The sequence below is a fragment of the Prevotella merdae genome (assembly GCF_900290275.1).
In the GTDB taxonomy this organism is placed as follows: domain Bacteria; phylum Bacteroidota; class Bacteroidia; order Bacteroidales; family Bacteroidaceae; genus Prevotella; species Prevotella merdae.
Genome location: NZ_LT985326.1, coordinates 218,452 through 243,412, shown reverse-complemented (window position 1 = coordinate 243,412; position 24,961 = coordinate 218,452). Strand labels below are relative to the sequence as shown.

Below are 24,961 nucleotides of genomic sequence, written 5' to 3'. Positions count from 1 at the left end.
AATGAAAAAGAATATAAGCAAATTATATACGGGTGGTCTGTTCATAGCCTTGGCAACTTCGATGATTTCGTGCGGTGACGACTTCTTGAAGCAAGACCCTCTTTCGTTCTACGAGCCAGGTACTACATACAGTACAGAGGCTGGTCTGCAGGCTGCGCTTACACAGTGCGACAAGCAGCTCAAGACATACATCATCGACAACAACTGGAACAACATTGGTCTGGCTACCAACTATCTTATGTCTGATGTTGGCATGTACGCCAAGACCGACATGGGTGGCGGCTTCCAGGATAACTTCGACGCCAAGCTTACCCCTACATCGGGTATGGCAGGCGGTGGCGACGGCAACTATATGCAGCGCTTCTGGGACCAGGGCTTTGCCATGGTTAAGTATGCCAACTCTGTGCTCTCTTATGTAGACAAGGTTCAGGGTCTTGCCGACAATGTGCGCGATGCCTATAAGGGACGTGCCTACTTCCATCGCTCTTACGCCTACTACAACCTTACACTCCAGTTTGGCGACATTCCTTTGATTACAAAGCTTATGACTGTGCCAAAGCAGAACTACAAGTCTACAAGCAAGACAGCCATCTTCGAGATGCTTCAGAACGACCTTGAGTTTGCCGTAAAGTATGTGCCAGCTCAGGCCAATATGCAGTACGTAGGTCAGGTTAATCAGGAGGCTTGTATGGAGCTCCTTATCAAGGTGTATCTTGTAAACGGTCAGTACAAAAAGGCTGAAGACCTTGCTACCGACCTTATCAACAACCACGGCTTGCACCTTATGACTCAGCCATTCGGTACATGGCAGCCTTCTGGTTGCGAGACCACATGGAAGGTTACACGCAACGTAGTATGGGACTTGCACCGCACACCAAACGTATGCAATCCTGAGAACAAGGAGACCATCATGGCCATCATCAACTCTAACGACGAGGACCACCTCAACTACAACGTTATGCGTGCCATGTTTGCACATTGGAGCAACGGCGTAATCAAGGATCCTCATGGACTTGGAGGTCCTGGACAGTGTATAGCCCGTAATAATAAGAACTATAATGAGACTTTGGACTGGACACGTGCCATAGGTCGTGGCATTGCCCTTAACCGTACATCGTTCTTCTATAACAAGACTATCTGGAACCAGGACGGCGAGACCGACTGGCAAGACCTTCGCCATAACCGCGAGGTAGGCAACTGGCTTGAGATGGAAGACCTGAAGTACAACAACCCTAAGTCTGACTTCTATGGCAAGAACTATCAGCTCTATGCTACCGAGGACTACGTGAAGGATGGCAAGACTATCGTTAAGAAGGGCGACATCCTCTGTGGTGACACTATCCGCAGTTGGTATCCTACACCTCTTTACCAGTGCTACATTCTCGACGTTCCTAACGAGAACAACATGGGTGCCAACCAGTTCCATGGTGCTTCGGGCAAGGGATGTAATGGTGATATGTATCTCTTCCGTCTGGCCGAGACATATCTGCTCCGTGCCGAGGCTAAGTTCTATCAGGGCAATGCTACAGGTGCAGCCGATGACGTTAACGAGATTCGTAAGCGTGCCAACGCCAAGAAGATGTACACTACAGTATCTATAGGCGACATTATGGCAGAGCGTGCTCGCGAGCTTTATCTTGAGGAGTTCCGTCAGGCCGAAATGGTTCGTGTGTCATGGTGTCTTGCCAAGAGTGGCATGCCAGACGAGTGGGGCGAGACATACAGCCTTGACAATTGGGACAAGCAAGAGGGTACCGACCTCAATGGCGGTAGCTACTGGTTCAAGCGTTGCACACGTTACAATGTGTTCAACCAGCCTTACGGCAAGGGAACATCTGGTCCGCAGAACTTCGAGTATAAGATAAACAAGCACAATATGTTCTGGCCTGTACCCAACTCGGCTATCACAGCCAACAACAAGGCTCAGCTCCGTCAGAACTTCGGCTACGATGGCTACGATGCCAATGTGCCAATGTTCACCGATTGGAAGGAAGCTGTTGCTGATGAGGATTCGGCTAACTAAAGGTTGCTTTATCCTTACTCTAATGTAGTGACATTAGATAATACAAATAATAAACGAGCCAAGGGTTATTCTTGATAATCCTTGGCTCGTTTATTGTTTGTAGTTCCTTTGTTTGTAGTTCCTTTGTTTGTAGTTCCCACAGAATTCACAGAATACACAGAAGCCTACGGGGTTAAGTTTTTTGGAATCCACAGAATGGCCTACGCTTCGCGAGGCAAGAATCCACAGAAATGAAGGGGATATTAGCAATCAATTCTGTGCACACCATTTTCTCCCCCTTTAGTAAGCCTCTCTATACTTGTTCTCGTCCTTATCCTCAAGCATAGACAGATAGCTCTGATAACGCGATGCGGCGATATAGTGTTCTTCCACAGCCTTTAGTACAGCGCAACCCGGTTCGTGTGTATGTGTGCAGTTGTTGAATCGGCAGTCCTTAGAGAAGTGAAAGATATCCTTAAAGTAGCTTGTCAGCTCTTCGGGCTCGATGTCGAAAGTTCCAAACCCCTTAATGCCCGGAGTGTCGATAAGGTAGCCGCCCTCTGGCAACAGAAGCATCTCGCTGAAGGTAGTGGTGTGCATGCCAGTGTTGTGGGCATCGGATATAGACGAAGTGCGCAGGTTGGCACCTGGCAGTATATAGTTGATGAATGTCGACTTGCCCACACCGCTGTTTCCGCTCAGCAGCGTAATCTTGTCTTTAAGCAAAGGCTTGATAGCATCCATGCCGTATCCGGTAGTGGCCGACACAGCCACGCACTTGTAGCCAATAGTTTCGTATAGCTTCATCATCATGTCTTGGTAGTGGCTCTCCTCCTCAGACAGTAGGTCGGTCTTGTTGAACACCAATACCGTAGGCACGCTATACGCCTCGGCCGTAGCAAGGAAGCGGTCTATAAAGATGGTGCTTGTCTGCGGATAGTTAACCGTAACTATAAGGAAAGCCTGATCTACATTGGCAGCAATGATGTGGCTTTGCTTGCTAAGGTTCTGCGATTTGCGTATTATGTAGTTGCGTCGGTCGCAGATGGCGGTAATAAATGCTGTTCCCTCCTGATTGCGCACAATCTCCACGATGTCGCCCACAGCCACCGGGTTGGTGCTGCGAATGCCTTTAAGTCGGAAGTTGCCCTTAATCTTGCAGTCTACAGTCTGGTTGTCGTCCGTCCGTACGGTGTACCAGCTGCCAGTGTTCTTTATTACTAATCCAGTCATTATTTAAAAGTAAAAAAGTAAAAGAGTAAAAAAGTAAAAGGGTATAAGGAGTAAAAAAGCTGTTTAAAAGTAAAAGGGTAAAGGAGTAAAAAAAGTAAAAAGCATGGCTTAAAAGTATAAGAGCTGTTTAAAAGTAAAAGAGTAAAAAAGTAAAAAAGTAAAAAAGAGCAGTTTACTTTCAAGCCACGCTTTTTACTTTTTTACTCTTTTACTTTTTTACTCCTTTACCTTTTTACTTTTAAACAGCTCTTTTTACTTTTTTACTTTTTTACCTTTTTACTTTTATTAGACTGTCATAATTTCCTTCTGCTTAGCAGCGAGAAGATCGTCAACCTTCTTGACAAACTTGTCGTGAATCTTCTGCAACTCGTTCTCGGCATCCTTCTCAAGGTCCTCAGACAGTCCGTCCTTGATAGCCTTCTTCAGCTTGTCCTTAGTTTCCTGACGCGCGTTGCGAATCTCCACCTTAGTGCGTTCGCCAATCTTGTTGCATTGCTTAACAAGTTCCTTGCGGCGTTCCTCGGTAGGCTGTGGAATGCCCAGACGGATAATCTCGCCGTTGTTCTCTGGTGTAATACCTACATCGCTGTCCATAATAGCCTTTTCAATCTCACGAATCTGCTTTTTGTCGAAAGGACGGATAGCGATAGTACGAGGGTCGGGCACTGTGACATTTGCCACCTGGTTAAGCGGAACCATAGAGCCCCATGAGCTAACCTTCACTCCATCGAGTATTGCTACGTTGGCGCGTCCGGCACGGATGCGGGCAAGCTGCTCCTCCAAGTACATGGCACCCATCTCCATGCGCTCCTCAGCACCACCTAATGTTTCTTTTACGTCTATCATAATTATTGTAGTATTAGTTTTATATTTTGTATAACTTCTGATATTTGCATATTACTTTGCAAATTTACAGAAAATACTTGATAATACTATATCTTTTAAGCAGAAAAAACAGGTTCTTCCGATATTTTGAGTGATACAAACTGGGGTTTATCGTGGAGGTTGGCATCTTGATGTTCGTATAATGGACGTATAATTTATAGCTCGTATAATGGACGTATAATTTATAGCTCGTATAATTAACGTATAATTTTACTTGTAGTTCTTTTGTATGCAGTTCCCACAGAATGCACAGACCACACAGAATCCTACGGGCTTAAGCTTTTCGAATCCACAGAATGGCCTACGCTTCGCGATGCAAGAATCCACAGAAATGATTGCTTGCGCCGCCATAGGCGGCGAACCATGCTTAACCTCAACGACACTATACAAGCAATCAATTCTGCTTTCTATGTTAAAATCCAAATGTTTTGACCATTATTTTCATTTTAAGCTGAGATTTTATATTCTGGGGTATAAAGCTGGCGGTTTCTGGCCATGGCAGTGACCAAATGCACGAGTTTGTTCTTCACATTGNATTCTGCTTTCTATGTTAAAATCCAAATGTTTTGACCATTATTTTCATTTTAAGCTGAGATTTTATATTCTGGGGTATAAAGCTGGCGGTTTCTGGCCATGGCAGTGACCAAATGCACGAGTTTGTTCTTCACATTGTTCAGTGCAACCTGCTTCTTCTTTCCACGTTCCACGAGACGCATATAGTACCTTGCAATAACAGGATTGAAGTTCACGGCAGCCAGTGCAGCCTGCGTCAGCATGGACTTTATCTGACGGTTCGCCATATAGTGCACACGAGGATCTGAATGCACGCTGGTGCCCGAATCCTTGCCGAATGGGGCTATGCCGTAGTAGCAGGCAATCTTCCTTGAATCGTAGTTGAAACGACGGAAGTTGTCGGTGTATACCATCAGACAGACAGCATTCTGCGTTCCTATACCAGGCACCGAGGTCACGATGGTGAACACCTCGGTGAGTTCCTCGTCTGACTTGATGAGCTCGGCGATTCGCTTGTCTATTTTCTCTACTTCCTTGTTGAGTTCAGACACGATATGCCTTCCGCTCTGCGAGATCATTGTCTTGACAGGAGACTTCTCCATTGTGAGTTTCTTCTCGCCTCTGCGCACTTGAAAGCTGCATCTGTGTCTTATAACCATCTGACGATACAGAAACAGTTCGCGCAGTTGTGCAAGTGACTCGCTAAGTGGCTCGTACATAATGGCTCTGTCGTAATTCCTCATTGCGTATTCGGCAATCATCGAGGCGTCGGCGCGGTCCGACTTCAATCGTCTGAGACCTGATGCATCCTTGATGCTCTTGGCATTCTCAAGCCACATGTCGTAGCCTTTACCATAGAGAAAGTTGCACAGTCCCTTGCTGTAGTCGCCCGTATTCTCTCCACAGAAGAGCCACAGGGAAGAGTCGATGCCGTAGGAATTCTGCTCCACCCATTTGACCAGTTGCTTGTAGCCAGACACAGTTGTCTTGAACTCGTTGAACATTCGTGCAGCTGTTTCTGTCAGTCCATCTGCAAAAATGATAGCCACATCAACTTTTTCTTTCGAAAAATCAACTCCAATAAATAAATTCTTCATATCTTTGTACGATTTTAATTATGTAGAATTGGTCAATAGTTGTATGGACTAACACTCTAACAAGGCTCAGAGCCGATAACTTTCTATCTGGTCTTTGCAACTATGTCGATGAGGTCCGAAACAGAACATAGTCTTCAGACTTGTGCGATCTTTGGTTTACCTCTTCGACAGACCGATTCTACCTTTTTACAACAAAGGTACGAAACTGTCTTTAGCAATCATAGTTTTACCTTGATTATTTAGCCTAATTGCTTTCTTCTGCAAACTTAGAGTGTGGTCTGTGCGTTCTGTGGGAACTACAAGCAAAGGAGATACAAGTACAAGAGCCTCTCCCCGATAAACTGCAATTTATACTTCTATCACTCCAAATTCCGGATGAACCTTATTGAATACAGATACTGCTGATTATACTGAAATACTGGCTCAAAGCGAAGCATCAGTTTAATCAGAATAATCCGTATTCGTTTATTATTGAATATTGATTCTGCTGATTATACTGAAATACTGGCTCAAGGCGAAGCATCAGTTTAATCAGATAAATCTGTTTTCGTTTATTATTGAATACAGATTCTGCTGATTATACTGAGATACTGGCTCAAGGCGAAGCATCAGTTTAATCAGATAAATCTGTATTTATTTTTTGAATACGGATTTTTCTGATTTTACTGAAATACTGGCTTAAAGCGAAGTATCAGTTTAATCAGAATAATCCGTATTCATTTATTATTGAATACAGATTCTGCTGATTATACTGAAATACAGGCTTAAAGCGAAGTATCAGTTTAATCAGAATAATCCGTATTCATTTATTATTGAATACAGATTCTGCTGATTTTACTGAAATACTGGCTCAAAAGCGAAGCATCAGTTTAATCAGATAAATCCGTATTCATTTATTATTTTAAAGTGCGAAGCGATAGCCTGCGCTTATGCTGAACACGCGGTTCTTGGGTCCCTTGATGCCGTCAATCTGCTGCACTGGGGTCAATCCGAAGTGGTAGCGTGCGTCTATTATTACGTTAGCGAACTCGTAGCTCAAGCCAACGGGGATGGAGAAGCACACGCTCTTCATCGTGTTGTCCAGCTTCTGGCTTGTCTCCTCGGGCTGTGTTGGGGCAAACTCGCCCTCGTTGTTCTTAGTATATTCCGTAGTGGTATATTTTAGTTTGCCCGACAATGCAATGCCCATCTGCACGCCAGCCTTAAGTGCCAAGCCCGGAGCAATGTATGCATTAAGCGTCAGGGGGAGGTTGATATAGTTGAGCTGAGTGGACAGGTCGCTGTATCCTGTACCACTGGTGCTTGTGCCCGAAGCTGCGTTGTTCTGCACCATTCCGTTCTTGTAGTTGCATCCATGCTGCGCATAGTAGGCGCCCAATGTAGCCGAGAAGTTAGGCGCAAATTGGTAGTCTACGTCCACACCGCCCATAAACGTTGTGCGGTAGCGAGCCTCGAGTGGAATGTTGGTTGTGCCGCCCATTACAAAGATGTCGTCGGGTAGGGTAGACATGTTTAGTGCCACTCTCGGTATGATGGATATTGTGCCAGCCTCGGGTTGCTGAGCTATTGCCGTAGCAGATGTGGCAAGAGCGGCAAGCGATAGAAACAGTCGGTTCTTCATATATTCCTATAATTTATATAATGTTTTATATTATAACGTATTGAATGGCATAATATTGTATGCTTGTAGGCATATATAATCTCTGTTCGGTGTCACCGAACGTCCATTCCGTGTCACGGAACAGAGATTTTAAATAATATAAAAGGAGCTTTGATATAAATTTAGACTTTAAACAAAAAAAATGTGTCCTCGTACCTCCCGGTTCAAGGACACATCCATGTTAGTATATTTTGTTGACAAGAAATTAGTCTTTGTTGCTGCGCTTGCGTGCAAGATGGTCGAGTGTAATCTTGCGCATACGTATGCTCTTAGGTGTAACCTCAACAAGCTCGTCGCCCTTGATATACTCCAAGCACTCCTCAAGGCTCATAACCACCTTAGGTATAACGCGTGCCTTCTCGTCTGATCCGCTGGCGCGCACGTTGGTAAGCTGTTTAGCCTTGGTAACGTTGATAACGAGGTCGTTGTCGTGAACGTGCTCGCCTACCACCTGTCCGCCATATACTTCTTCGCCCGGATCGATAAAGAACTTGCCGCGATCCTGAAGCTTGTCTATAGAGTAGGCATAGGCAGTACCCGTCTCCATAGCTATCATCGAACCGTTCATACGGCGTACTATCTCGCCCTTGAATGGCTGATACTCCTTGAAGCGATGCGCCATGATAGCCTCGCCCTGGCTTGCTGTAAGCACATTGGTACGCAGACCAATAATGCCGCGCGAAGGAATGTCGAACTCGATGTCTACACGGTCGCCCAGTGTCTGCATAGATGTCATCTCGCCCTTACGACGTGTCACCATATCAATCATCTTGCTCGAGAACTCCTCGGGAACGTTGATTGTAAGCTCCTCGATAGGCTCACACTTCTGTCCGTCAATCTCCTTGTATATAACCTGAGGCTGACCTACCTGAAGCTCGTAGCCCTCGCGGCGCATGGTCTCGATAAGCACCGAGAGGTGGAGCACGCCACGTCCGCTAACAATCCACTTGTCGGTGGTGTCCTCGAATGGGCGCACACGCAGGGCAAGATTCTTCTCAAGCTCCTTCTGCAGACGGTCGTTGATGTGGCGTGATGTAACAAACTTGCCCTCCTTGCCAAAGAAAGGCGAGTCGTTGATGGTGAAGAGCATGCTCATGGTAGGCTCGTCGATGGCGATAGGAGGTAGTGGCTCTGGGTTCTCAAAGTCGCATATAGTGTCGCCAATCTCGAAGTTCTCCAGACCCACAACAGCGCAGATGTCGCCAGAGTGAACCTCGTCTACCTTCTTCTGACCCATACCCTCGAACACGTGCACCTCCTTAATCTTGGTCTTCTCCAGTTTGCCGTCGCGGTGGGAAATGGTTACGTTCATGCCCTCCTTTATAGAGCCACGGTGAACACGGCCAACGGCTATGCGGCCTGTATAGCTTGAGTAGTCGAGCGATGTAATAAGCATCTGCGGTGTGCCCTCAATTACGGTAGGAGCAGGGATAATCTCAACAATCTTGTCGAGCAGATAGTCGATGTTGTCGGTAGGGTGCTTATAGTCCTCGGCCATCCATCCGTTCTTGGCAGAGCCATAAACAACGGGGAAGTCGAGCTGGTCCTCGGTGGCGTTGAGCGAGAACATAAGGTCGAACACCATCTCGTACACCTCCTCAGGACGGCAGTTAGGCTTGTCTACCTTGTTTACTACAACAATAGGCTTAAGTCCCAGCTGCAGAGCCTTCTGCAATACAAATCGTGTCTGCGGCATAGGACCCTCGAAGGCGTCTACCAGCAGAATGCAGCCGTCTGCCATATTAAGCACACGCTCCACCTCGCCGCCAAAGTCGGAGTGTCCCGGGGTGTCAATAATATTGATTTTAGTGCCTTTCCAGTTGATAGAAACGTTCTTGGAAAGGATGGTTATTCCTCGTTCGCGCTCCAGGTCATTGGCATCCAACACCTGGCCACTGTTATCCTGGCCGTCGCGGAAAAGCTTTCCCGCCAACATCATCTTGTCCACAAGTGTGGTCTTGCCATGGTCTACGTGAGCTATTATGGCAATGTTTCTAATGTCTTGCATCTATATATACCTTATAATAAAAAAACTTTCTGCAAAGTTAATAACTTTTGTTCGAATAGAGAAACGATGTGGCGGAAATTTATTATTCAGCACTTGGCAAGGGGGATTTGGATGGGAGGTAAAGAGGGAGAGGAGAAGAATCTTTACATATTGGTGCTTTTCGTTATTATTAGGCATTTTATTTATAAAAAAACAGAAAGTATATAACAATTAATAGGTATTTTGTATGGTTGTGTGTAAGAAAGGCAGTACTTCTCTTTGAATTGTTCATGCAAAATATATACATTTGCAGAGAGTTATCATTATTATATAATTATTAATAAAAGTTTTTTTATCATGAGAAAAAAGTACCCTTTGTCTTATTTGGGGACAGTTGCCCTTTTGTCGCTGTCTGCAATCGGTGGTGCTAATGCTCAAGTGAGCAACTACATTAAGCTTCCCGATTCTTATCAGGTGGAAAAAGAACGCTTGACTCCGAAACAGCTTCAGGAGCGATTAGCAGAGGCCAAAGCCAAGCATCCATTGCGTTACATGCGCGTGTTGCCATCATCGGCTGTAGCCAAGCATGATGGTTTGACACGTATCAACGGCAAGGCGAGCACGACACAGCAGTCTGCCCAGGGCATTAGCAACACTATTATGCGTGTGGCATCCGAGGATGGTAGAAAGCTTTGGGGCAATGTGCTCTTCGACAATACATGGGCGAGCGTTAGTTCCGACTATTATGCTTATGGCTGGTACGAGTTTATGGCTAAGAAGCCTGTAAAGGTAAACCAGATTTTTACCGACGACTTCTTCCGTGCAACTGGTAGTGGAGCGTGGATTGGCAACAATCTCTACTTCATTATGTATCAGAATTTCTGGGGTATCGACATGATATACTATTATAAGTATAACACGGATACTTGGACGCAGCTTGTAGAACAGTCGACCAAAGATTATTCGCTTATTGCCAACGAAACTGCTGTGGCTCCCGACGGCGAGACAGTATACGGCGACTATCTTAACGCAGATGGTACCGGCAACGAACTATGCAAGGTTAACTATGAGACGTTAAAGCGTACCAAGATAGGCGATTTGCGCCAGGCATATGTGGCAATGGGCATGACCAAGGAGGGTGTGCTCTATGGTGTGGCTACCGACGGCAATCTATATAAGATAGATACCACAACAGCCGAGGAGACTCTTATTGGCTCAACAGGCAAGCAACTTAAGTTGAGCGATGGCAGCTTTTACTATCAGAGTGGAGAGATAGACCAGAAGACCAATACATTCTATTGGGCATGTGTAGATGCAAATAAGCAGTCTACTCTTTATACTGTAGATCTTGCCGATGCAAGTCTTTCGCTTGTGGGCGATTTTGAAGGACAGAACATGATAACCATGCTTTCTATCCCTAAACCCGCAGCAGAGGATGGCGCTCCTGCAAGTGCCGAGAACCTGACATTCGATTTTAAGAATGGTTCGCTTACGGGTGATGTTTGCTTCACTATACCTACTAAGACATTTGCTGGCGGCGAACTAACGGGCGACATATCTTATACTATTACCGATGGCACCAATACACTTGCCGAGGGTAAGGCAGCTCCTGGAGCCGAGGTGCGCCAAAGCGTTACGCTGAAAGACAATGGTACAGTTAACTTTATAGTTGCACTTGCTAATGAGGTAGGTACGAGTCCGCGACTCCTTGGCAGCAAGTATGTGGGTATGGACAAACCAAAGTCGGCCGGTGATGTTAAGTCAACCCTCGATGATGCTACTGGTAAGGTTACCGTAACATGGACGGCTCCAACCGAAGGCTTATACGGAGGCTATATGGGCGACATTACATATAATATTGTGAGATACCCAGATGGAAAACTGTTGAAAGAAAACTACACAGGTACATCCTATTCGGAGACTCTTCCTGCCGATGTGGAGAAGAGAGTCTATGGATACGGTATTACTCCGGTGAACGGCTCAATGAAGGGCGACGAGAGCGTAAGCAATTATGTGGCTTTCGGTAAGGCTATTACCCCTCCTTTCTATAGCGGATTTGATGATGCTTCGGAGATGGCTCTGTACAACATTATAGATGGTAACGGAGATGGTGTAACATGGGCATGGGATGAACCTAACTGGAGTAATGATAAAGACGCAAGTGCCACTACCGCACGCTCGGAAAAGGGCGCAGCCGACGAATGGCTCATTACACCTGCACTTAAGGTTAAGGCAGGTTATGTGTACAATGTATCATTCCGTGTAAAGTGCTACTCTAAGTATTATCCGCAAAAGTTGGAGGTTAAGTATGGCTCAAGCGCAACCGCTTCTGGCATGACCGAGACCTTGTTGCCAGCTGAGACATTGACTACTTCCGAATATCTTGTTCGCAAGGCTACACTTGCTCCTACAAAGGATGGCGAGATGTTTATAGGTTTCCACGATATTAGCGAGAAGGGTCAGCAGGCTTTGAAGATTGACGATATCAGTATAGGCGAGGGCATATCGCTAAGTGCTCCTGACAGTGTAAGCGAGCTAAGTGTGTCGGCAGGCGCAAAGGGTGCTCTTCAGGCTACACTTTCGTTCAAGGCTCCAGACAAGACCTTTAACGGTGGCAAATTGGACAAGATAACCAAGTTCCTTATTCGCCGTACGGGTAAAGTTGTTGCCGAGGCACCTGCAGCAGAGCCAGGTTCGGTAGTTACATTCACCGACAATACTGCTGTAAATGGTATCAATATCTATAGTGTTGCAGCTGTAAACGAGTCGGGTTCTGGATTCTACTGCACACCTAAGGCTGTATATGTAGGCAAGACAGCACCATCTGTACCCGAAAATCGTCGTACAGCCGAGCATCCAGACAAGGTTACATTCTCTTGGGAAGAGCCTACTGTTGGCTTGTACGATGGATATGTAGACCCGTCAGGCGTGACATACGTTATAGCAGAGCGCAGCGGTTCCGACTATTATCCAACATACGATGCAGTAGACTCGGTTAAGGCAAAGACAACAATAGACATTCCGATGGTTACTAATACCGGCAACCAGAGCCTTAAGACTCTCTTCATATCAGCAAAGAACGAGTATGGACAGAGCTCGTACAAGGCTATGCCGTCTATTATGCTTGGCAAGCCATACGCGATACCATTCGCTGAGAGTGTGTCGCAGAACCTTCTGCATGGTCGTTTGTGGACAACATACGGCACGGGTAAGTCAGACTTCTGGACAATAGACGATAATTATCCCGACTGTGTAGACAACGATGGTGGTGCCTTCCACATGATTTCGGAGGCAAACGACGATTGGGCTTATCTTGGAACAGGCAAGATAGCACTTGCTGGTGCAGCCGAGCCAAAGCTTATCTTCTATCATAAGGCTGCTGCAAATAGTGGCGCAAAGATAAAGATTGAGGTTGAGTTGCCCGACGGTACAACAAAGGAGGTTGCCAATATAGACGCAGCAAAGGATGGTGGCAATTGGACTGCATCGGCTGTTTCGCTTGCCGACTTTGCCGAAGAGGAGTTCCTCTCTGTAAACTTTGTGGCACAGGCCAATAAGGGTGAGGTGGTATACATCGATCGTATGTTCATACGCGATACATATACATACGACCTTAATGCCGAGATTGAAGCGCCTGAAAAGGCAAAGAAGGGCGACACCGAGACAGTTAAGGTTACTGTAAACAACTTTGGTTCTAAGGATGCACGTGGCTATAAAGTTGAGCTTTATGCCAACGGAGAACTGGTTGAGACAAAGACACCATCAGAACCATTGAAGGCTTATTGCTTTGAGACATTCAACTTTGAGTATAAGAGTAACATACTTGACGACAAGGAGGCAGTCGATTTGAAGGCTATCGTTATATACAACAACGACCTCAACACCGACGATAACGAGGTTTCTACATCAACTAAGTTTGAGCTTTCAAGCAAGCCACGTCCTGAGGCTGCAACTGCTAAGGAGACTGAAGGTGGAGTAGAGATTGCATGGACAGCTGTAGATTCTTCGTCTAAGACAACAACAGAGAGCTTTGAGTCGTACACTCCTTGGAGCACAGATGTATTTGGCGATTGGAAGTCGGTAGCTAATATCACTGGCACAACAGGCGGACCGCTTACTATAAAGTATCCGTCTCAGGGCACATCGTTTGCATTTACACTTGCCGATCCTCTCAGCAATTGGCTTACAGCAAGTCAGCTTGATCAGCTTCCGGGCTTTAAGGCACATACTGGTAATAAGTATCTTGCATCATTCTTCCGTGCCGATAACGATGGCAACAATGTATCGCAAGACAACTGGTTATTTTCCCCAGAACTTTCGGGCGAGAAGCAGACCATAACCTTCTGGGTAAAGAACGAGAACGACGAGGAGTACAACACCAAGTATCCTGAGACATTCGACGTGCTATACTCTACAACCAACCGCGATCAGGCTTCGTTTACAAAGATAGGCGAGACACATACCACTTCTAAGGGCGAATGGGAGGAAGTTAGTGTTGAGTTGCCTGCAGGTACCAAGTACTTTGCCATCAACCAGAACACTTATGCATCAAATGCCTTTGTGTTCATGATTGACGACATTACTTATACCTTCGGTCCTGGTGCCGTTACCGAATATAATATCTATCGTGACGGAACACTTGTAGGTACAGTATCAGCCGACAAGACATCGTTTGTGGACAATACCGCCAATGACAACACAACATATATATATGGTGTGACAGCTGTTTATGCAGACGGCGAGTCAGAGGCTGCTGTTGCTACAGCCATAACAACAGGCGTTGAGAGCATCTTTGCTTCGGGCAAGGCTTACGATGTCTATACTGTAGACGGCATTTGTGTTGCCAAGAACGTTAAGAATCTCTCTACATTAAAGAAGGGAGTATACGTTATTGACGGCAAGAAAGTTGTAGTTAAGTAATTAAAAACAAGCTAGGCCCCACCCCTGGTCGGGGGTGGGGCTTTTTTTAATATTATATATATATGAACAATCTCAAAAGATATACAATCATTCCTATTGCCTTTGCGCTACTTGCTGCCAATGCTTCAGCAGCGCCGCGTACCAAGGCACAGATGCAGGAGATTGCTGCAAAACTGTTTGGCAGCGGCAAGCTAAAGGCTGTGGCAAAAGGCAAGGCTCAAGCCGATATAAATAAGTTGAAAGAGCTTAATACAGCAGATGGCTATGCCATTTATGGTTTTGACGGCAATGGTTTTGCGGTGATAGCAACCGACGATGCATCGCCTGCCATACTTGGATATAGCGATTCTAAGTATGGAACAACAATCTCAAATCCCAACTTTGAATGGTGGCTATCTATGGTGAACGAGGCTGTTGTGGCTCGTGCAAAGGCGGGCAAGGCTCCAATAAAGAGCAAGATGCCAAGCACGTATGGATATGCCGAGTCGGTGCCTGCACTTTGCGAGACTCGTTGGGGGCAGGATGCACCATACAATAATCTTTGTCCTACTGCCACAAACGGCACACGCACATTGACTGGATGTGCTGCTACATCAACTGCTCAGGTGCTATTCTACCATCGTGCTCCAGAGCATGGTATAGGTAGTCATACCATATACTATCCTGCCAACAATATGGCTGGTATGAAGATAAGCGTGGACTTTGAGAAGGATAACTACGACTGGAACGCTATGCTCGAGACATACGACGCTGGCTATTCTACAGAAGAGGGCGATGCCGTTGCTCTTATTATGCGCGACCTTGGTGTTGCATTTGATATGGAGTATGGCAGCGATGCTGAAGGTGGCAGTGGCGCATTACACGAGAATGTGGCTATAGGACTGCAACGTTATTATGGTATAGACGATGCCAAGTATATTGTACGAAAGGATTATAGCGATGACGAGTGGATGCGTATCATATACGAACAGATAAACGACAAACAGCCACTTGTATATGGCGGATTTGACAAGTCGATGGGAGGTCACTCGTTTGTGTTCGACGGATACGATGCCGAAGGTAAGGTGCATGTCAACTGGGGTTGGGATGGCTCTTACGACGGCTATTATGATATGTTTATTCTCGATCCATCGGCTTATAAGTTCTCCAACAATCAGGAGGCAGTTATAAATATTGTTCCAGACAAGTCCTCATCAACCTTATCTGCCGATATCGCCCTTAATGAAGCTGGTACACTTGCTTTAAAATTGGATGCCGACAAATTATTCGGTTACGACTGCTTGAAGGTTAGCGGCAATATCAATGCAACCGACTTGCGCACTATACGCAGTATGGCTGGACGAGATGCCGAGGGCAACCGTACTCGTGGACATTTGCGCGAGCTTGACCTAACAGATGCTAATATTGTTGTCGGTACAGATTACTATATGATGGAGAATGGCAAGAAGCTGGTTGTGGAAAAGGACGCAAGTGTGCCCGACAAGGTGTTTGCACAGACCAGATTGCAGAAGATAATTCTGCCTAAGGCTGGAATAAAGAACTTTGGCAAGGGTGTGTGGGCTTACGCCAACAAACTAAAGGAGGTTCAGATGACGGCTACTGCCGATGCCGACTTCTGTTTTGTGGATGGTATCGTATATAATAGTGATAAGACTATTCTGCTTGAAGCACTTCCGTTGCAGACCGAGGGTGTGGATGTGCCAAAGGGTGTTACGACGATAGCCGACTATGCTTTTGCCGGTTGCAACCTTATGCCGCGCGTTTCGCTAAGCAACGATGTTAAGACTATAGGCAAGGAGGCCTTTGCCAATTGTTGGTCGATGAAGGAGTTTAAGGTTTTTGCTAAGGATGTGCCACAGCTTAATGGCGCCAATGTATTTAATGGTGCTAACATAGAGAGTTGCTTGCTTACAGTGCGTGCCGGACAGAAGACACGTTTTCAGAATACTGCCCAGTGGAAAGACTTTGCCAACATTGTTGAGTTTGGTACAACCATAAAGGCACGCAACGTGGCTCGTGAGTATGGAGACGAGAATCCACGTCTTACCTTTACTGTAAGTGGCGACAAGGTAGAGGGCAAGCCTGTACTAAAGTGCGAGGCTACACCCGAGAGTCCGTGTGGACGCTATACTATACATATTGAGCCAGGAACGGTTAATGATGAGGCTGTAGAGTTTGAGGATGGATATCTTGTAGTGACACAGGCTCCGCTTGACGTAACAGTAGAGGATGCAACACGTGAGACAGGCATGGACAATCCGATGTTCAACATTGTTTATAGCGGATTCAAGAATGGCGAGACCGAGGAGGTTATTGATGTTAAACCTGTTGCAACGTGTATGGCAGATGCCTCATCGCCCGCAGGATTATACGACATTACCGTTGGTGGAGGCGAGGCCAAGAACTATGAATTGTTCTACAACAACGGCGTGCTTACGGTGACACAAGCTACAGCCATAGACAGCATCCTTAATCATCCCGCTGCAATGGACATTTACACCCCTCAAGGCGTATGTGTTAAGCATAAAGCCACAAATTTTGACGGCCTTGCGCATGGTATATATATCGTGAACGGCAAGAAAATAGTGAAGTAATAAATGAGTGGGGGAGGTACGACATTAGGCCGTATCTCCCCCTCTTACTTTTTTTAGCCTTGTTTCAAATTGTCCATACACCATGCAAAGGCCCTTGCTGTGCGTTGAGGCTCGTCGCCAAAGTGTCCACCGTGGTTCCACTCCAGAGTGGTGCGGTGGTTGCCCAATTGCGTTTGCATAAGCAAGTGTTGCCTGCGCACGCTGTCGCCAATAAGCCTCATACGCTGGTTGCGGCAATGCTCCTCTCTGTCGCCCAGACTAAGGTATACGCTTTGTGCCATTATGGGGTTGGCCTGTGCATAGATGCTCCAACCATCTATCCACAACGAGGGCGAGGCGGCAGCCACAGCACCGAACTTGCCCGTTTGGCATGCAGCCCAAAGAGCCCACATAGCGCCTAAGGAATAGCCGCCAACAATGCACGGCATACGGCCGTAGCTATGCTCCAGCCAGGGCAGCAGCCGGTGTAGCACAAAACAAAGTGTATGGCGTGCATGCAGCCCCACCTCGCAGTCGGCAGACACAGCATCGTCGTGCCAAGGCATAAGGGCCCGAGCCCATTGGCAGGTGTCGAAGGCAGCAAGCACAAACCCTCGGGTGGAGGCTTGCGCTATAAGCTCGGCCTCGCGGTTCAGTCCGTCGTTCTTAAGTTCGTGCCGTGCCGAGGGCTGTATCAGCAGATATTCGGGGTGCTCGGTGGCAAACGTCCTTACAGGTGTAGAGTCTATGATCTGTTGTATAGTTTGCATAGTTGTATGGTTTGGCTTATAGTTTACGTTCTTTCTTTGGTTCATCCGATATTTGGAGTGATACAAACTGGAGTTAGTCGGGGAGGATTATATTTTTTTTTGAATACGGATTTTTCTGATTTTACTGATTTTATTGCCTCAAAAGCGAAGCTTCAGTTTAATCGGAATAATCCGTATTCATTTATTATTGAATATAGATTATTCTGATTTTACTGAAATACTGGCTCAAAGCAAAGCATCAGTTTAATCGGAATAATCCGTATTCATTTATTATTTAATATAGATTCTGCTGATTTACTGAAATACTGGCTCAAAGCGAAGCATCAGTTTAATCAGAATAATCCGTATTCATTTATTTACAATTCTGTCACTCCATATTCTGGATAAACCTTTTCTTTTTATTAGCGTAGTGAGGGGGGATGCTATTTCACCACAATCTCATCGGCAAACACCCATCCCTTTGCAGCCTTGGCCTTAATCCTGATGTATCGGGCGCTGGCCTTTCCACGCCACGACAGTTGCCGGTATTCGGAGGTAGGGGTTTCCTCGATAGGATATGTATTGCTGTATATCTCCTTAAACAGGGTGTTGTCGTGGCTTATGCCGACACGATATTCGGCAGGGAAGTAGATTTCGGGACCGCAGCTCTGCATAAAGTCGGTAGCTATGTACGATATGTTCTGCACCGACCCGAGGTCGAGGGTAATGTCCATGCAATAGTCCTTGCCAATGAATCCCTGCCATCGTCCGTCGCCAAATGCCCATCCGCCAAAGCAGCCGTCGGTAAGTGTGGCTTGGCCCTGAGCCCGATACTGGTTGTTGTAAGGCTGGTTGTACACAACCTTGCAGCCCCGTGCCTTGTGGTTTGCTATGCGCAACGAGGCAGGGCGCTCGCCATACTCGTGCTTAAGACAGAAGGCGTTGACCCCCCTTTGCCTAAGAAGGGCGGTATGAGCCAAGGCACGTTTGCGGAAGTCGGCAAAGTTCTTGGTCTTTGTTCCGTTCCATGCTGTCTCGGCTATGGCCAGAGCTCGGGGGTACAGCATGTATTCGGCATGCTGCTGGGTAGGCACATACTCGCACCAGAGGTTGCCCTGAATGCCGATAATCTTGGATTGCTCGGCTTCGGGCAAGTCGGCACCAGGCACATATGCGTAAACCTTGTCCAGCGGCAGGTATCCGCCTATAGCCTCGGGCTGTGTATGCGGAGCATCCTGATAGGCATCAAGATAGCAATAGGCACCAGGCGACAGCACCACGCCATAGCCATGCTGCAGGGCACGGTGGGCATATTGGGTGTCGCGCCACACCATAACAGTGGTGTTGGCAGGCAAGTTAGCGGCTATAACCTCGTCCCAGCCAACAAGCTGTCGGCCGTGGCGTTGAAGAAAGTTTCCCATACGAGCAATGAGGTGGGCTTGCAAACCGTCCTTGTCGCACGCCAGTTGTCGCATCATTTGTTGGCACAAGGGGCAGCTGTCCCACGACTTCTTGGCAGCCTCGTCGCCACCTATGTGTATGTATTTGGATGGAAATACGTCCATAACCTCGCTAAGCACATTCTCCAGAAAGTCGTATGTGGCAATGCTACCAGGGCAGAAGTCGGCTTGCTGGTAAGGCTGGTGTGTGCACGACAGTTCGGGATATGCTGTAAGCACCTCCTCGGAGTGTCCAGGCATTTCTATCTCGGGCACAATGGTTATGCCCCGTTGGGCAGCATAGGCAACAAGGTGGCGCAGCTGGTCTTGGGTGTAATAGCCACCGTATGCATTGCACGAATCGGCGTAAGTATACCTATGCCCATTGGCAGCCCATTCCTTCCATGAGGCTTGGGGGCGCCAAGCGGCAAAGTTGGTAAGGCGTGGATAGCGTTTAATCTCAATGCGCCAACCAGCAGCATCGGTAAGGTGCAGGTGCAGATAGTTGAACTTGTATTGAGCCATAATGTCCACCTGCTTCTCAAGGAAGCTGATGGGGAAGAAGTGGCGCGACACGTCAATCATAAGTGAGCGCCATTGATAGGCAGGGACATCGTCTATGTCGCAAGCCATTATGCCGTGCTTGGTGGACAGTTGGGCTATAGTCTGCCAGGCACGCAGAAAGGCAACGGCCGAGGCAGCACTAATAGACAATGTGTCGGTGGTGATGTGCAGACGGTAGGCTTCTGGCGAGGAGGCATTGTTGAGATGTTGCAGTAGGACAACGTGTTGGGCCTGCAAGGAGTGACGGTCGAGCACATGGGTGCTGTATATGTTGCGGGCATCGTTGCCAACAAGGTTAGTCACCTTAAACTTATCGGCATTGATGTTGAACGAGCCCTTGTTGGCCTTAAACGTTTGTGGCTTTGGCAAAAGGTTTTGCGACGCTACCGGTATTGTGGCGAGCAACGCAGACAAGAGGGTGGTGATAAGAGGCTTGATAGTCATATATATAATAAGGTGGAGAATTCAGTAGTTAAAGGAGTTAAGAAGTTCTTGCAAGCAAGCGGCAAAGCCGAGCGAAGCCAAATGCTTTTAATGCTATAAATCATGCAAAACTAATGGCTTCATTCGGCTTTGTCGTTTGCTTGCAAGTAAACGAATATTATAATAACACGCCCTGTAAGGGCAAAAGCATTCATTATCAACGCTTCTGCCCTTACAGGGCGCTTTGCTTTGGATGTATTACACCCAGGGCGCTGCCCTGGGCTAGGAGCTTCTGCCCCTTCGGGGCGTACCACTTGCGGCTTTTGACACACCCTCAAAGATATATTGCTTTGTTTGAAAGCTGTTTAGGGGGGATTGACAGCGGCGTTTACTGCATGTCGTAAACTACCTGCATAAGCTTCTTGCCCAGGGCGTCGGCCTCCTCCATAGTGGCAGCCTCGCTGTATACACGGATGATAGGCTCGGTGTTAGACTTGCGAAGGTGAACCCACTTGTCGGGGAAGTCGATCTTAACGCCGTCGATATCAGTAATCTTCTCGCTCTTGAACATCTCCTTAACCTTCTCGAGAATAGCGTCGATGTTGGTAGAAGGAGTAAGGTCGATGCGGTTCTTTGCAATCTGGTAGCTTGGGAATGTGGCACGTAGCTGGCTTGCGGTGCACTTCTTGTGAGCCAAAGACGAGAGGAAGAGGGCAATACCTACAAGAGCGTCGCGTCCGTAGTGGCTTTCAGGATAGATAACACCACCGTTGCCCTCGCCGCCAATAACGGCATGCTCGGCTTTCATCTTGGTAGTAACGTTTACCTCGCCTACAGCCGATGCAGCATACTTGCCGCCATGTTTCTCGGTAACATCGCGCAGAGCACGTGTAGAAGAGAGGTTGCTTACGGTGTTGCCAGGTGTGTGAGACAGAACATAGTCGGCTACGCTAACGAGGGTATATTCCTCGCCAAACATCTTGCCATCCTCGCAGATGAAAGCAAGACGGTCTACATCAGGGTCGACAACAATACCGAGGTCGTACTTGCCAGTCTTCATCTCGTCCATAATGCCAGTAAGGTTCTTCTCCAATGGCTCTGGGTTGTGGGCAAAGTCGCCGTTAGGAGTGTCGTTGAGTATAGTGAATTCTACACCGAGAGCCTTGAGCAATCCAGGGAGTATAACAGCACCAACGCTGTTTATAGCGTCGACACAAACCTTGAACTTAGCGTTCTTGATAGCCTCTACATCGGCAAGCTTAAGGTTGAGCACGCTTTCGATGTGGCGCTGGTCCATAGAGTTGTCGCGTGTATACGAACCAAGGTTGTCTACATCAGCATAGTCGAAGTCTTCCTTCTCGGCTATTTCGAGCACCTCGTTGCCATTCTCCTTAGTGAGGAATTCGCCCTCGCTATTGAGCAATTTCAATGCGTTCCATTGGCGTGGGTTATGGCTTGCGGTGATGATAATGCCGCCAAGTGCGCCAGTCCAACGTACAGCAAGCTCTGTAGTAGGAGTAGTAGCGAGGTCGATGTCGATAACGTCGAGACCCATACCCATAAGAGTACCGCAAACAATGTTGCGCACCATGTCGCCAGAGATACGTGCGTCGCGACCAACAACTATTTTGCCGCGTCCCTCTGTTTTAGCGTTGCGCTTCATGAAAGTAGCGTAAGCTGTTGTAAACTTAACGATGTCAAGCGGGTTGAGAGTGTCGCCCGTGTGTCCGCCGATAGTACCGCGGATGCCTGAGATTGATTTGATCAATGTCATAACGATAGAGTTTTTGAATTTTTAATAGATTTGACTTTTGTGTTTTTAGTATGTCTTTTTTTTTAAAGACAACGTTCGTATGTTATTTCGTACAGGCAAGGGTATACGCTCTGTGCAGCCGCACTCTGTCCCTGGGAATGTGGTACAATAAGCTTAACCTTAGCCAACTCGGCATCAGCGCTATCGTATCTGCCGAGATTGATGTATGTGAATGGTACAAGCCAGCCCGAAGGCACAGCAGTCGAGCCGTATGTAGTGTACATAATGCAGAACTGCTTAGAGAATGTACCCTTGAATGTGCCAGATGTATTCTTAACGTTCATCTTGTCGTTGCACCAAGCATACTGGTATATGTTTGTAAGCTGCAATGTCGAGTCTCCCTCAAGAAGGTTGTACTCGTTAAATCGGCATGTTACGTCAACATCCTCTCCATCCTTGAGTTTCTCGCCGGTGCCCTTGCTGCGTATCTGCATATATACGCCAGTGTTCTCGAACAGCACAAATTCGTTCTTGGCTGTATCGGTGGTGCAACCTTGCTGCTCGAACTGCGATTCCGATATAACATTTATCTTTTTGTTGGTAATGTATCGGTTTATGGCAGAGCGTTCCTTCTTCTTCATGTCGGCATAAGTCTCGGTGTCGCTGCACGAAGCAAACGCAAGTGCTGCAAGCACTACGCATATCAGCAATTTAAAGTTCTTCATTGATGTCTTCTTCTGTTTATATAATGTAATTTAAGTTTCGCAAGCGAAAGTAGTTAAGAAGTTAAGGAGTTGTCGCGCCCTACGGTCGCTAAGGAGTTCTTGCAAGCAAGCGGCAAAGCCGAGCGAAGCCATTAGTTTTTTTGCTTGATATAGCATTATAAGCATTTGGCTTAACTTCTTAACTCCTTTAACTACTGAATTCTCTGAACTTGCGAAAGTTCAGTAATGTAATATCCAATTACAAAAGTACAACTTTTATATTTAATTTCTATATAATAGGTGCTTTAAGTTGGCTATATTTAACTTTTTTCGCCATTATTTTGTCAATAAGTCCTCGTAATGGGCAAATGCTCGACGCACAACCCGCTCGGCTTCATCTAATGTGCAATGCAGACGTCCGCCGCTGGCATTGAGGTGTCCGCCACCGTTGAAGAATTCGGAAGCAACAAGATTGCAAGGAAAATCGTCTACCGAGCGCAATGACACCCAAATGGTATTGTCGCGTCGGTCGTCCTCGCGCAACGATATAGACAGGCGCATACCCTTAATCTTAAGAGGCTCGTTTACAAGCCCCTCGGCATCGCCTTTAATAAAGTGGAAGTCGCGCATGTCGCGTCGCGATATAGTGAAGTAGGCAGCGTGCAAGTCGTTGAAAATGTTTAGCTTCTGACTCATCAGGTATCCGCGCAGACGTATAGCCCAAGGGCTGAAGTTGTTGAACACGTTGCGGTATATCTTGTCCTTGTCGATGCCTTTGGTAAGCAACTGACTTACGATGAAGAAAATTTCGGGTTGGTTGCTGTTGTATGTGAATCCGCCAGTGTCGGTCATCATACCGCAATATATGCATACGGCACACTTGCGCGACATCTCCTCAAAGCCTCCCAACTGCCATATAATGCGGAACACAAGCTCTGATGTGCTTGACATCTGAGGATGCGACACCGTGAGCACAGTATCCATCGAAGGATCGAGGTGATGGTCAATCATAATCTTATGGGCAGGCGATTGTTCAAGGGCGTATTTCATCTCGTCCACACGATTGGTTCCGTTGAAATCGAGACAGAATATTAGGTCTGCCTTTTGCAATATCTCGTCAGCCTTGTCGGCAGCGTGCTTGTCGTATCTTATGATGCGTTCGGTGCCTGGCAACCATTGAAGGAAGTCGGGATAGGCATCGGGCACAATAATGTCTGGCTCCTTGCCTTGCGTGCGCAGATATTCTGCCCAAGCGAGCGAAGAACCGAGTGCATCGCCGTCTGGTGACTTATGACAGCATATCACAATGCGGTTTGAGTTGTCTATATTCTCTTTTAATGTGGCAATTTCTGCCTCGGATAACAATTCTATTTTCATTGCTTACGTTTGATTGAGCTGCAAAGGTAATAATAATAGGTGGGTTTACCAACTAATTATAGGTAGGTTTACCAACTTTTTGGGATATTTGCAACTTTTTGTTGTTGGCTTGCGTCAAATTAACATAAACATCAAAAAACATAAGTTGTGCAAATTTTAAAATATTAAATAAACAATTATTATGAAGACACTACGACATTTATCAGTATTGTTGCTGCTCTTGGCAGTGGGCGGCGTGTGTATGGCTTGCTATTCGAGCAAAGACCTAAAGGCACACGGCAAGCGTGTTACCGTTACACGCGATGTGGGTTATTTCTCTAAGGTTGACGCCTCTGGTTCTGTAGACATAGAGTTTGTGCAAGGCAAGGAGCAAGCTATGCGCATTGTGGGATCAAAGCAGTTTGTCGACAATATTGTTGTAGAGAAGAAGGGCGAGACGCTGTATGTATCGCATAAGAGCAACAGCGTTATCTCATTTTTCGACGACGATGTCACCTTATATATATATTCACCCGACCTTACTGAGGTAAATCTAAGAGGTTCGTGCACGTTCGACGTAAAGGGCGCGCTTGATACCGACAACCTTAAGGTGTCGGTTATGGGTTCTGGAGAGGCAGACTTTGACTCAATTGTGTGCGATGCTATCAACTTTGAGGTGCGTGGTTCGGGAGATATCGGTGCAAAGCGCATTGATACTAAGAATGCTGTGGCTAATGTATTTGGCTCAGGCGACCTCGACTTCGACCTGCTCAAGGCAGACAATGTACAGTTTACGGTGAGTGGAAGTGGCGACCTCGATGCTATGCTGTCGCAGGTAAAGACCATGCAACTAAATGTTGTGGGCTCGGGAGATATGGACATAAAGGCACAGAACTGTGGTGTTGCTAACTGCACTTCTGCTGGCAGTGGCTCGATAACACTCTCGGGTACAATGCGTGATGTTGTGAAGAATGTCACAGGCTCGGGCGATATAGATACAAGCAACTTGAGAGCAGTGTTGAAATAAAAAAATAAGTGTTTATTAAACCTTTTTATCTGTATATCGTCTATTTTTGTATAAAGCTAAGGATGTGTCAAAAAAG

The 24,961-nt window shown here is 46.7% G+C and carries 14 protein-coding genes; 4 read left to right on the top strand and 10 right to left on the bottom strand.

All coding sequences use genetic code 11. From position 1 onward, the window contains the following. Position 1 precedes the first annotated feature (1 nt). A complete protein-coding gene (locus C9991_RS15040) occupies positions 2 to 2,023 on the top strand; it encodes a RagB/SusD family nutrient uptake outer membrane protein (protein WP_106813296.1) in 2,022 nt (673 codons plus the stop codon). Positions 2,024 to 2,302: 279 nt separating this feature from the next. On the opposite strand, the gene rsgA is transcribed toward C9991_RS15040, so the two are convergent. From rsgA to typA, 5 genes are all read right to left on the bottom strand, one after another. Next, entirely contained in the window at positions 2,303 to 3,235 is a 933-nt protein-coding gene (gene rsgA / locus C9991_RS15035; protein ID WP_106813295.1) for a ribosome small subunit-dependent GTPase A, read from the bottom strand. A gap of 285 nt (positions 3,236 to 3,520) precedes the next feature. Then, a complete protein-coding gene (gene frr, locus C9991_RS15030; RefSeq protein ID WP_106813294.1) occupies positions 3,521 to 4,081 on the bottom strand; it encodes a ribosome recycling factor in 561 nt (186 codons plus the stop codon). A 623-nt stretch (positions 4,082 to 4,704) separates the two neighbouring features. Continuing rightward, positions 4,705 to 5,730: an IS110 family RNA-guided transposase gene (locus C9991_RS15020; protein ID WP_106810849.1), complete on the bottom strand. Its 1,026-nt coding sequence runs from the start codon at positions 5,728 to 5,730 to the stop codon at positions 4,705 to 4,707. A 901-nt stretch (positions 5,731 to 6,631) separates the two neighbouring features. Then, positions 6,632 to 7,351, bottom strand: a complete 720-nt coding sequence (locus tag C9991_RS15015) for a porin family protein (RefSeq protein WP_106813293.1) — start codon at positions 7,349 to 7,351, stop codon at positions 6,632 to 6,634. 244 nt (positions 7,352 to 7,595) lie between these two features. Beyond that, positions 7,596 to 9,398, bottom strand: coding sequence for a translational GTPase TypA (gene typA, locus C9991_RS15010; RefSeq protein WP_106813292.1), 1,803 nt, complete (start codon positions 9,396 to 9,398; stop codon positions 7,596 to 7,598). A 336-nt stretch (positions 9,399 to 9,734) separates the two neighbouring features. On the opposite strand from typA, the gene C9991_RS15005 reads away from it, so the two are divergent. Both C9991_RS15005 and C9991_RS15000 read left to right on the top strand, forming a co-directional pair. Beyond that, positions 9,735 to 14,297, top strand: coding sequence for a choice-of-anchor J domain-containing protein (locus C9991_RS15005; protein ID WP_106813291.1), 4,563 nt, complete (start codon positions 9,735 to 9,737; stop codon positions 14,295 to 14,297). Positions 14,298 to 14,359: 62 nt separating this feature from the next. Then, on the top strand, positions 14,360 to 16,891 hold the full coding sequence (locus C9991_RS15000) for a C10 family peptidase (RefSeq protein ID WP_106813290.1): 2,532 nt from the start codon (positions 14,360 to 14,362) through the stop codon (positions 16,889 to 16,891). A gap of 53 nt (positions 16,892 to 16,944) precedes the next feature. On the opposite strand, the gene C9991_RS14995 is transcribed toward C9991_RS15000, so the two are convergent. The 5 genes from C9991_RS14995 to C9991_RS14975 form a co-directional block, all read right to left on the bottom strand. After that, positions 16,945 to 17,640 carry an alpha/beta hydrolase-fold protein gene (locus C9991_RS14995; protein WP_157949505.1) on the bottom strand — a complete coding sequence of 232 codons (696 nt, stop codon included), beginning with the start codon at positions 17,638 to 17,640 and terminating at the stop codon, positions 16,945 to 16,947. A gap of 422 nt (positions 17,641 to 18,062) precedes the next feature. Then, positions 18,063 to 20,066 carry a glycoside hydrolase family 20 protein gene (locus C9991_RS14990; protein ID WP_106813288.1) on the bottom strand — a complete coding sequence of 668 codons (2,004 nt, stop codon included), beginning with the start codon at positions 20,064 to 20,066 and terminating at the stop codon, positions 18,063 to 18,065. 367 nt (positions 20,067 to 20,433) lie between these two features. After that, positions 20,434 to 21,819: a phosphoglucosamine mutase gene (glmM, locus tag C9991_RS14985; RefSeq protein ID WP_106813287.1), complete on the bottom strand. Its 1,386-nt coding sequence runs from the start codon at positions 21,817 to 21,819 to the stop codon at positions 20,434 to 20,436. A 62-nt stretch (positions 21,820 to 21,881) separates the two neighbouring features. Further along, the gene (gene bamK / locus C9991_RS14980; protein ID WP_106813286.1) at positions 21,882 to 22,523 is read right to left on the bottom strand and encodes a BamK family beta-barrel-assembly machinery protein; all 642 of its coding nucleotides are present in this window, start codon (positions 22,521 to 22,523) and stop codon (positions 21,882 to 21,884) included. A gap of 315 nt (positions 22,524 to 22,838) precedes the next feature. Then, positions 22,839 to 23,879 carry a DHH family phosphoesterase gene (locus tag C9991_RS14975; RefSeq protein ID WP_106813285.1) on the bottom strand — a complete coding sequence of 347 codons (1,041 nt, stop codon included), beginning with the start codon at positions 23,877 to 23,879 and terminating at the stop codon, positions 22,839 to 22,841. A gap of 181 nt (positions 23,880 to 24,060) precedes the next feature. On the opposite strand from C9991_RS14975, the gene C9991_RS14970 reads away from it, so the two are divergent. Further along, on the top strand, positions 24,061 to 24,885 hold the full coding sequence (locus tag C9991_RS14970; RefSeq protein WP_106813284.1) for a GIN domain-containing protein: 825 nt from the start codon (positions 24,061 to 24,063) through the stop codon (positions 24,883 to 24,885). Positions 24,886 to 24,961 lie beyond the last annotated feature (76 nt).